Consider the following 9,019-nt stretch of genomic DNA (forward strand, 5'->3'; position numbering starts at 1 on the left):
AAAAAAAGAAGCCATGAAATACTAAAGCCGCCGCCAGACGATACCGGCCAGGACGATTCCCACACAACCCGTTACTATCTGAGGCCAGCTCATCATAAAGCTGAGTGTCTGCCCCACTACATCCGGTAGTGCCACTATGGCGAGGACGATGTTTATACCTCCATAGAGGATGCCCGCTTTCACGAGCGGCCCGGCAAAAAGGGCAGCCCGGCTGCGGCGGAAGCGATATACCCAGGCCATGAAGCAGGCATTGCCCAGACCGATGACAGGAATCAGGAAAACCAGTGGCAGTTGTCCCTGCAGAAATGCCCCCATAGGCAGTATCAGACCGATGATACAAGCCCGGTACGAATGAGTCTGCCAGATAGACAGAATCATGACTGCATTGAGCAGACTGCCAATAAAAAACATATTTACCGGTCCCGGCAGCGGCACGACCAGGCGGATACTCTGCAATACCAGCGCCAGTGCCAGAAACGATGCCAGCCGGACCGAAACTTTCCAACGATCTTGCATATCCAGTTCTCCCTGCCTGCTTCTGTCTTGTCAGAAGCAGGCATTTTTCTATGACCTCAACGCCGGAACGACGTTCTTGTCTGAAACGATTTTATTGACTAACTACATTGATAGGATTCCCATCGAAGAAATGACGGACGTCATCGGCTATGATATGAACCAGCCGCTGCCGCGTTTCCAAGCCTTTCCAGCCCATATGAGGTGTGAGGATTACATTGTTCATCGTATAAAGCGGGCTGTCCGCTGCCGGTGGTTCCGTTTCCTGCACATCCAGTCCTGCCCCCGCCAGACGATGCTCCTGCAGGGCTTCTATGAGTGCCGGTTCATCAATGATGGCACCGCGGGCCGTATTGATGATGCAGGCTGATGGTTTCATCAGTGCTATGGCGTCCTTATCGATAAGATGACGCGTCTTGTCCGTCAGAGGGCAGTGAATAGATAGATAGTCGCAGGTCCGGAGAACCGTTTCCAGATTCGTATAGGTAATGTGATTTTCATCCGGCCGGGGCGTACGCGTATACACGACGACTTCCATTCCGAGAACGATGGCTATGTTCATGACTTCCCTGCCAATATGACCGGCTCCAATAATGCCCAGTATTTTTCCATTGACTTCTCCATGGGGCACCATGAGATGTTCCGTAAAGTTGCGCCGGTCTCCCTTTGCCAGCATAGCCATCTGCTCTCTCATGGACGATGCCAGATTCAGGAGAAGCATAATGGCCGTGTGGGCCACGCGCTGTGTGCTGTAGGCCGGGATATTGCATACGGTAATCCCTTTTTCTCTTGCTGCCTCTACATCAATATTGTTATAGCCCGTCCCTGCTTCCACGATGAGTTTCACGCTGTCGGGAAACCGTTGTATAATATCAGACGGAACGGGCATTTCCTTCGTGATGACGGCCGCCGCCCCGTCAATCCGTTCCACAATTTCGTCCGCCTGACTGTCATCATAGACAACCGTATCAGGCGACAGGACAGAAAAGTCCAGTTTTCCATCATAATTCATCTTGGCACCATTCAGTACGACTACACGTTGGTTCATCATCATTCACTCCTTTATACCGGCTGGAATCATGCTGCATTTCTCCTATGCAGCTGCCGTATACTTCTACTACATAATATTATTGTATCCCAAAGCAGATAAAAAACAAAGAATCAAAGCAAAAAAACGGAAGCCATCCTCTGGGAACAGCCTCCGTCGTTCATTTCTATTTCCATTCTGATTGCTGGCTCTGATACCAGTCGTACGTCTTTTGTATCCCTTCTGGAAGTTCCATAGCCGGAACAATGCCCAATGCCTGTTTCAATGCATCATGACTCAGCACGGAACGAAGGATGTCTCCCGTACGCGCTTTAGTGTAGTGCACGTCGGCAGAGTGTCCGATAGCGTCTTCAAAGCAGCGGATCAAATCATTGATGCTCGTTTCTTTTCCCGTCGATACATTGAACGTGTGAAATCCTTTGAGCGGCAACGCTTGTATGATGGCATCGGCTATATCCCCGGCATAGACAAAATCCCGGGTCTGCCTGCCGTCGCCGTATACCGTAATGGCCTTGCCCATCGCCAGGAGCTTGCAGAAAATGCTGACTACGCCGCCCTCTCCTTTTTCTCCCTGACGTTCGCCATACACGTTGGCAAAGCGGAAGACCGTCGCATCAAGGCCGTACAGTTCATGATAGACCCGCAGATACTGTTCTGTCGTCATCTTCGTAATCCCATACGGCGAAGAAGGCATAAGCCGTTCCGTTTCCACCAGAGGAACATGCGGATTATCCCCGTACACAGCAGCACTGGAAGAAAACAGCACGTGATGTACATGGTAGGTCCGGCAACATTCCAGAATATGCAGGATTCCTTCCAGATTAACCTGAAGATCCATCACGGGATTGGCAACGGAAGTCGGCACTAATGTCTGTGCAGCCAGATGGATAACTGCATCAAAATCATGGCTGGCAAACAAACTTTCAAGGGAATCCGTATCCCGTACATCTCCCCGTACCAGTTCCATACCCGGCGGTACATTATCGGGTGAACCACTCGTCAAATTGTCAAAGACTACGACCTGCCTGTCTGCCATAGCATGAAGTTTTTCCAATACGTGGGAGCCAATAAAACCAGCCCCACCTGTCACTAAAAGCTTCATCATATCCCTTTTCCTTATATCAGTTTTATTATCTGATAAAATTACCAATATTTTATCATTACGAATTCTATTATACACCTCTTATAACGTAAATGGGATATGCGTTAATAAAATTTAAATTTATTTAAAGACCATCCTGATTCTGCTGATTTCCGAGGCACTTTACGAGACTGCGGATTTCATCCAGCCGGGTTTCTGTCTGCCGATTGCGGGAATGGAATTGGAGGAGTTTTTCATAATAGCCCTGTTCCTTTACCAGTTCCCGGCTTACAGCATATGACAGTTCAAAATATAGGCAGAGTACGCCTGCATAAAAATCCATGCGGGTCTTTTTGTCTTCTGTACGGATAGTCCGCATCCTTCGGGCCTGTGCCATGACAGCATCCGATATGGGCTGCTCTTTCAGCCGGGACAAATCGGTATGCCAGACATTATCCGGTTTCTCCAGATGCGTTGCATAGACGCGGAAAATGTCAATCTTATCGGCATCCCGGATTAGCTGGCAGAACTGCCTCTGCCGGGGTGTGAGCTCACAGGGGAGCTGAAAGACGTTGTGCAGTCCCACGGCCAGCCGGATTACGTCGTCTTCGGACGCATCAGTCAGGAAATCCCGGATATGGCCTTCGCCGAATAAGTACTTTGCGCCATATTTTGCATGGTCTACAGAGCGGTAATCAATGAAGGTATGATATTCCCGGAGCTGTTCAAACCGCCCGATATCATGGAGCACCCCTATGCACCAGGCAAGATTTACATCCCCGTCAGACAACGATATACCACGGGCAATATCCTCTATAATCCGGCTCACCCGCATGGAATGCTCATATTTGAGCACGACGCCGGCATCGGTATGATCAAATTTCTGAACGTATGCTGTAAAGCGCTGGATGACGCGATGGCGGTCTATGTTCATGTTCCCGCTCCTTCATAATCGCTGTGTCTGAAACAAGTCTGGTCCATAGCCTGTCCCCGGTCCATCTTATTTACCCTGTTCCTTTCCCGGGCACAGATCTTGGAGGAAACACTGGTCACAAAGTGGTTTCCTCGCCTTGCAGACACGGCGTCCATGCCAAATAAGCCAGTGATGGGCCCGGCTCCACCACTCTTTGGGAATGGCCCTCTGAAGCCCTTTTTCCACTTCAAGGGGCGTACTGCCAATGGCCAACTGAAGCCGGTTCGCCACGCGGAATACATGGGTATCAACGGCGATGGCCGGCGTATCGTATAAAATGCTTACCAGTACGTTGGCCGTCTTGCGGCCCACGCCGGGAAGTTTGACCAGTTCATCAAATGTGTGCGGTACCTCTCCATGATATTGTTCACAAAGAATGGCACAATTAGCCAGAATATTTTTTGCCTTGCTGTGATACAACCCACAGGTACGGATTTTTTCTTCCAGACCCTCAAGGCCCAGTGTCAGTATTTTTTCTGGCGTATTGTATGCAGGAAACATTTCTGCTGTTACTTTATTGACCCGTTCATCCGTACACTGGGCTGACAGGATGACGGCTATCATCAGTTCAAAGGGCGACGTATAATGGAGAGCCGGTTTCATGATGCCATATTGATCTTGAAACCGCTGCAGCATTTCCTGTTTGATTTGTTTCGTTACTTTCATTTATCTTCCTCATCTGTTTCAATTACTTCATTGAGACTTCCCATTTCGTAACCGCCCAGATCGAGCGACACATAGGTAAATCCACAACGGCGCAAAGCCTGTACGATATCCTTGCGGTGAGCCAGGATAGCCGGGATTTCATCTTCTCTCACCTCGATGCGTGCTACATCGCCGTGATAGCGGACGCGCAGCGACCCTGTGATATAGGGCGCAATGTATTGTTCTGCTTTATCAATCATGGAAAGGCGCTGCGGTGTCAGTTCCACACCATAAGGAATGCGGCTGGCCAGGCAGGCGGCACTCTGTTTATTCCAGGTCCTGAGGCCCAGTTCCTGCGAAAGTGCCCGGATATCGGCTTTGGTAATTCCCGCTTCTATCATCGGACTGCGGACGGCATCAGCCATTTCTTCCAGAGCTTTCATCCCCGGCCGGAAATCGCCCAGGTCATCGACATTCCCTCCATCAACAACCCAGTGAAAGCCCTCCTGTTTTGCCAGATTTACCAATGCAGTAAAACGGATTTTCTTGCAGATATAGCAGCGGTTCTTAGGATTTTTTACAAACTCCGGATCAGAAAATTCCGTCGAATGGACGACGAGATGACGGATACCAATGCTGGCAGCCATATCACGGGCATCCCGTTCTTCGCTTTCCGGCAGCGTCGGTGAAACGGCGGTTACAGCGAGGGCCTGGTCCCCCAATACATCGTGCGCCGTATAGGACAAAAATGTACTGTCTACGCCGCCGGAAAAGCCGATGACGACGCTTCCCATTTCTTTTAATATAGCGCGTAATTTTTCATATCGTTCTTTCATTTCTGGTTCTATCATGATAGCCCCCTCTTTCTGTTATGTATATAGGCATACAGCCGCTCAACCTGTTGATGAATGTCTGCTGGCAAATAGGATGTCGCTTTCTGGCACATCCTTTCCGGTATGCCATAATATGCTTCGGCCATACTGCCGGCTATGGCGGCCTGTGTATCCGTATCTCCCCCGAGGGAAATAGCATTGCGGACGGCATCTTCATAATCGCTGCTTTCGAGAAATGCTTCGATGGCTTCGGGTACGCTCCGGGATGTCCGCGAAGTAAACCCATAATCCCGGCGTATCTCATTGAGGCTGCGGTCCAGTGGATAAAAGTGGTCTTGGAGATACACACGTATGTCATCGCGCCGGATGCCCGCACGGGCCAGATAAATCGCCGACGAAACAGCCACAGCCCCCTGGATAGCTTCTTCCGTATTATGCGTAACTACGGCCGACAGTTCTGCCAGATATTGTGCTTCTGCCAGAGTATCTGCCAGCCATCCTGCCGGAGCGACGCGCATAGCGGCTCCATTGGCCCAGCTTCCATAAGGCCCCATGTCATCACTTTCATACCAATGGATAAAACGCGGCCCGTACCCGACGCCGGGAAACCGGCGGCACCAATAGCGGAGATACCGACAGAGTAGAGGCGTAACCGCCTGTCCTTTCATCCGGCTTTCCATCAGTGCCTGTCCGACCGCCACCGTTGTCACCGTGTCATCGGTAAACCGGCAGCCTGTTCCCCAGAACGGGAAGTCTTTTGTCTTGATGGAAGCAGCCCCATCTACGGGCATTTCATAAACAGAACCGGCTATATCACCGATAATTGTTCCCCACATTTGATGATCACCTCACCGGTAAAGAAATTAGAATCGTATTTATTATATCACAGGGGATAGGAGAAAAAAAAGCATACAAAGAGAGATTTTATCCCCGTTTGTACGCTTTTGAACCAGATTCTAATTATTGAAAATGAGCAGCTTCTTCTGTCAGAATCTGATGACGCAGTTCAGAGAGGCGCGTGCTGCGCTGTACCCACATGGTTTCCGGATTGACAAGTCGCTTGTATTCCGGCCACAAAGTATCAATTTCCTGGTCTGCATATGCCATGATATCCTTCAGCGTCGGCGGCGTATAGACGAGTTCGCCTTTGACGAACACCGGCTGCAACATCGTTCTTACCGTAAAGGAACCAGCCGGAATGATACGGGAGCGCCAGGGCGTCTTATCACTGGAAAGGCGCAGATCTTTGGACGGATCAATCGTTTCTCCTTCGAGAATGATGATATCGGCCTTCATCTTGCCCGTCGTTTTATCGTAAATGCGCAGTACATTCTTGCGGCCCGGATTGGAAATTTTTTCAGCATTATCGCTCATCTTGATTTTAGGTATGAACTTGTCACCTTCATATTGGCCAGCCATCTTAAACACGCCACCCATCGACGGGCTGTCCTTGGCGGTAATGAGATTAGTCCCTACTCCCCAGGAGCTGATAGCACATCCCTGGAGCTTCAGTTCAGCAATCAGGTTTTCATCAAGATCATTGGAAGCGGCAATGACGGCATCAGGGAATCCCGCTGCTGCGAACATTTTATGCGCTTCTTTAGAAAGGTATGCCAGATCACCACTGTCCAGACGGATGCCATAGAAAGAAGGCAGTGTTCCCGCTTCCTTCATTTCCCGGAATACCGTAATAGCATCGGGAACCCCTTGTTTCAGTGTATTATACGTATCGGCCAGGAGGATAAGACTGTTGGGATAATGTTTGGCATACGTGCGGAATGCTTCCAGTTCAGTCGGAAAACTCATGACCCAGCTATGGGCCATCGTCCCCATGACAGGCATGCCAAATTTAGCTCCCGAAAGCATATTGCTCGTGCCATTGAATCCGCCAATCATGGCAGACCGTGCACCATACACACCGGCAGAAGCCCCCTGGGCACGGCGCAGGCCGAATTCCATCAGGGTATCATCACCAGCAACACAGCGGACACGGCGGGCCTTGGTCGCAATCAGGCTTTCGTGATTCATGATCATAGACATGCACGTTTCCAGTAAAAGGGATTCATCTTTTGTCGTTTCTACACGCAGTAATACTTCCTGCGGAAATGCGACAGTCCCTTCTGGCATAGCATAAATGCTCCCCGTAAAATGGAATCGTTTTAGATAATCCAGAAAGGTATCTTCGAAAATCCCCGTACTCTTCAAATAAGCCAGATCATCATCACTGAAATGGATATTCTTGACATAGTCAATGAGATGTTCCAGTCCGGCTACTACCGTATAACCCCCATTAAATGGATTATGCCGGTAATACCGGTCAAACACGCAGGCCTGATTGTGTTTGCCTTCGAAATACAGTCCCTGCATCATTGTCAGCTGATAAAGATCAGTCAACAAAGCATTTGTATACAATATTCTCGCCTCCCAATCATATTGACCTTATTATACATCAAATTTCAGCCCCATGCCAATGATTCGTTGACATTTTCTTTACATTGATGATTTACACCTGTCATGTCATCTTGTAGTAGGCGTATATGAACAAAACTACTTGCAGAATTATAGTAAATAAATACGCCGCTATATGGTATAATACGTATATTGTAAATTTTTCAAAAGGAATGGATAACCATGATAAAAGACCGTTTTTTCTTGTTAACCGCCACGTTTTTCTGGGGTTGTGCCTTTGTCGCCCAACGGGTAAGCACCGATACGATCGGTGCCTTTGCCTTCAATGGCATTCGCTTCTGGGTCGGAGCCCTTTCCATTGTGCCCGTCGTCTGGTGGATCAGTCGTAAACAGGCACCGGATTTTGACACGCCTCCTTCCTACTTGTCACTCCCGGCTGCTTGTGCCATCCTCGGGTTCGTATTGTATGCCGGCGCATCACTGCAGCAGATAGGCATGTTTTATACGACAGCGGGCAAAGCCGGCTTCATTACTGCTTTATACATCGTCGTCGTCCCGATTCTCGGACTGTTCCTGCGCAATCCCCTGCGTCTGTCCCATATAGCAGGATGCCTGACCGCTCTGGCCGGCCTGTACCTGTTGGCCTTCCACAGTGACAGCCAGCCACTTAATATCGGCGACGTGCTGGAACTGGCCGGCGTCCTCTTCTGGGCTCTCCACATCCTCATTGTCGATCGCTTCGTCCGCTATTATCGCGGCGTCTACCTAGCTTTAGGCCAATTCATATTCTGTGGCATTTATAACTTTCTTTCTATGCCCCTGGCGGGAGAAACACTGACCCTGGCTGCCGTTGCCGCATCGGCTATCCCCATCCTCTATTGCGGCATTTTTTCCAGCGGTGTCGGCTATACCCTGCAGATTGTCGGACAGGAACACGTGCCACCTACAGAAGCTTCACTCCTTCTCAGCTGTGAAATGATTTTCAGTGCCCTTGCTGGATTCTTTATACTCGGTGAATCGATGACTCTGCGGGAATTATCAGGATGTATCCTCATGTCTATCGGGATTTTTGCCGCCCAGATTCCCAGCCGTATCCTGTTTAACCCGAACAGAAAAGAGCAATAGATAGTCCTCATCAGATTTTTCATGCCACACAGGTCCGTATAGCTGTATATACAGACCTGTGTGACATGAAATCGGCTTTATCTCGTTGCATCTGTATAAATCGAAAAAAAAGACTTGCATTTTTTCTTCAACTGGTGTAATATTATCAATGTGCTCAGCAAGAAGACACATCGCATGGACCATTAGCTCAGCTGGCAGAGCACCTGACTCTTAATCAGGGTGTCCAGGATTCGAGTCCCTGAAGGTGTACCATCCGGGAGGATGGAAACGTCCTCCCGGACAAGATCCCACTTGACAAAGGGAATTGAATAGTGTAGTATTTGGTTTGTCCAAATGCAGTTGGTGTTTTTAACGGTGAGGGTCCACCTGTTCCCATTCCGAACACAGAAGTT

General features: G+C 49.4%; 9 protein-coding genes and 1 tRNA gene. 2 read left to right on the forward strand and 8 right to left on the reverse strand.

Going from position 1 to position 9,019, the window contains the following annotated elements:
• Positions 1 to 21: 21 nt before the first annotated feature.
• From B4H10_RS00405 to B4H10_RS00440, 8 genes are all read right to left on the reverse strand, one after another.
• The gene (locus tag B4H10_RS00405) at positions 22 to 516 is read right to left on the reverse strand and encodes a hypothetical protein (protein WP_292017976.1); all 495 of its coding nucleotides are present in this window, start codon (positions 514 to 516) and stop codon (positions 22 to 24) included.
• Positions 517 to 607: 91 nt separating this feature from the next.
• Positions 608 to 1,561 (reverse strand): 2-hydroxyacid dehydrogenase, encoded by a 954-nt coding sequence (locus tag B4H10_RS00410; RefSeq protein ID WP_349678329.1) that lies wholly within the window; start codon positions 1,559 to 1,561, stop codon positions 608 to 610.
• Positions 1,562 to 1,727: 166 nt separating this feature from the next.
• A complete protein-coding gene (locus tag B4H10_RS00415) occupies positions 1,728 to 2,666 on the reverse strand; it encodes an NAD-dependent epimerase/dehydratase family protein (RefSeq protein ID WP_292017978.1) in 939 nt (312 codons plus the stop codon).
• A gap of 121 nt (positions 2,667 to 2,787) precedes the next feature.
• Complete coding sequence (locus B4H10_RS00420) at positions 2,788 to 3,576, reverse strand: HD domain-containing protein (protein ID WP_292017979.1); 789 nt, start codon at positions 3,574 to 3,576, stop codon at positions 2,788 to 2,790.
• A 66-nt stretch (positions 3,577 to 3,642) separates the two neighbouring features.
• On the reverse strand, positions 3,643 to 4,281 hold the full coding sequence (gene nth / locus B4H10_RS00425) for an endonuclease III (RefSeq protein ID WP_059077350.1): 639 nt from the start codon (positions 4,279 to 4,281) through the stop codon (positions 3,643 to 3,645).
• Positions 4,278 to 5,111 carry an ATP-dependent sacrificial sulfur transferase LarE gene (larE, locus tag B4H10_RS00430; RefSeq protein WP_059077351.1) on the reverse strand — a complete coding sequence of 278 codons (834 nt, stop codon included), beginning with the start codon at positions 5,109 to 5,111 and terminating at the stop codon, positions 4,278 to 4,280. The genes nth and larE overlap by 4 nt, the downstream gene beginning before the upstream one ends.
• Positions 5,108 to 5,929, reverse strand: a complete 822-nt coding sequence (locus B4H10_RS00435; protein ID WP_059077352.1) for an ADP-ribosylglycohydrolase family protein — start codon at positions 5,927 to 5,929, stop codon at positions 5,108 to 5,110. Before B4H10_RS00435 ends, larE begins: the two co-directional genes overlap by 4 nt.
• A gap of 124 nt (positions 5,930 to 6,053) precedes the next feature.
• The gene (locus B4H10_RS00440) at positions 6,054 to 7,505 is read right to left on the reverse strand and encodes a nicotinate phosphoribosyltransferase (RefSeq protein WP_059077353.1); all 1,452 of its coding nucleotides are present in this window, start codon (positions 7,503 to 7,505) and stop codon (positions 6,054 to 6,056) included.
• Positions 7,506 to 7,724: 219 nt separating this feature from the next.
• On the opposite strand from B4H10_RS00440, the gene B4H10_RS00445 reads away from it, so the two are divergent.
• Both B4H10_RS00445 and B4H10_RS00450 read left to right on the forward strand, forming a co-directional pair.
• Positions 7,725 to 8,627: a DMT family transporter gene (locus B4H10_RS00445; RefSeq protein ID WP_292017980.1), complete on the forward strand. Its 903-nt coding sequence runs from the start codon at positions 7,725 to 7,727 to the stop codon at positions 8,625 to 8,627.
• Positions 8,628 to 8,806: 179 nt separating this feature from the next.
• A tRNA-Lys gene (locus tag B4H10_RS00450) sits at positions 8,807 to 8,879 on the forward strand.
• Positions 8,880 to 9,019: the final 140 nt, after the last annotated feature.

This window comes from Megasphaera sp. UBA4382 (assembly GCF_002391155.1).
GTDB lineage: Bacteria > Bacillota > Negativicutes > Veillonellales > Megasphaeraceae > Megasphaera > Megasphaera hexanoica.

Coding starts and splice junctions, on each gene's coding strand:
- B4H10_RS00435 (WP_059077352.1), bottom strand. CDS start 5,929: ATGTGGGGAACAATTATCGGTGATATAGCCGGTTCTGTTTATGAAATG.
- B4H10_RS00415 (WP_292017978.1), bottom strand. CDS start 2,666: ATGATGAAGCTTTTAGTGACAGGTGGGGCTGGTTTTATTGGCTCCCAC.
- B4H10_RS00420 (WP_292017979.1), bottom strand. CDS start 3,576: ATGAACATAGACCGCCATCGCGTCATCCAGCGCTTTACAGCATACGTT.
- B4H10_RS00405 (WP_292017976.1), bottom strand. CDS start 516: ATGCAAGATCGTTGGAAAGTTTCGGTCCGGCTGGCATCGTTTCTGGCA.
- B4H10_RS00410 (WP_349678329.1), bottom strand. CDS start 1,561: ATGAACCAACGTGTAGTCGTACTGAATGGTGCCAAGATGAATTATGAT.
- nth (WP_059077350.1), bottom strand. CDS start 4,281: ATGAAAGTAACGAAACAAATCAAACAGGAAATGCTGCAGCGGTTTCAA.
- larE (WP_059077351.1), bottom strand. CDS start 5,111: ATGATAGAACCAGAAATGAAAGAACGATATGAAAAATTACGCGCTATA.
- B4H10_RS00445 (WP_292017980.1), top strand. CDS start 7,725: ATGATAAAAGACCGTTTTTTCTTGTTAACCGCCACGTTTTTCTGGGGT.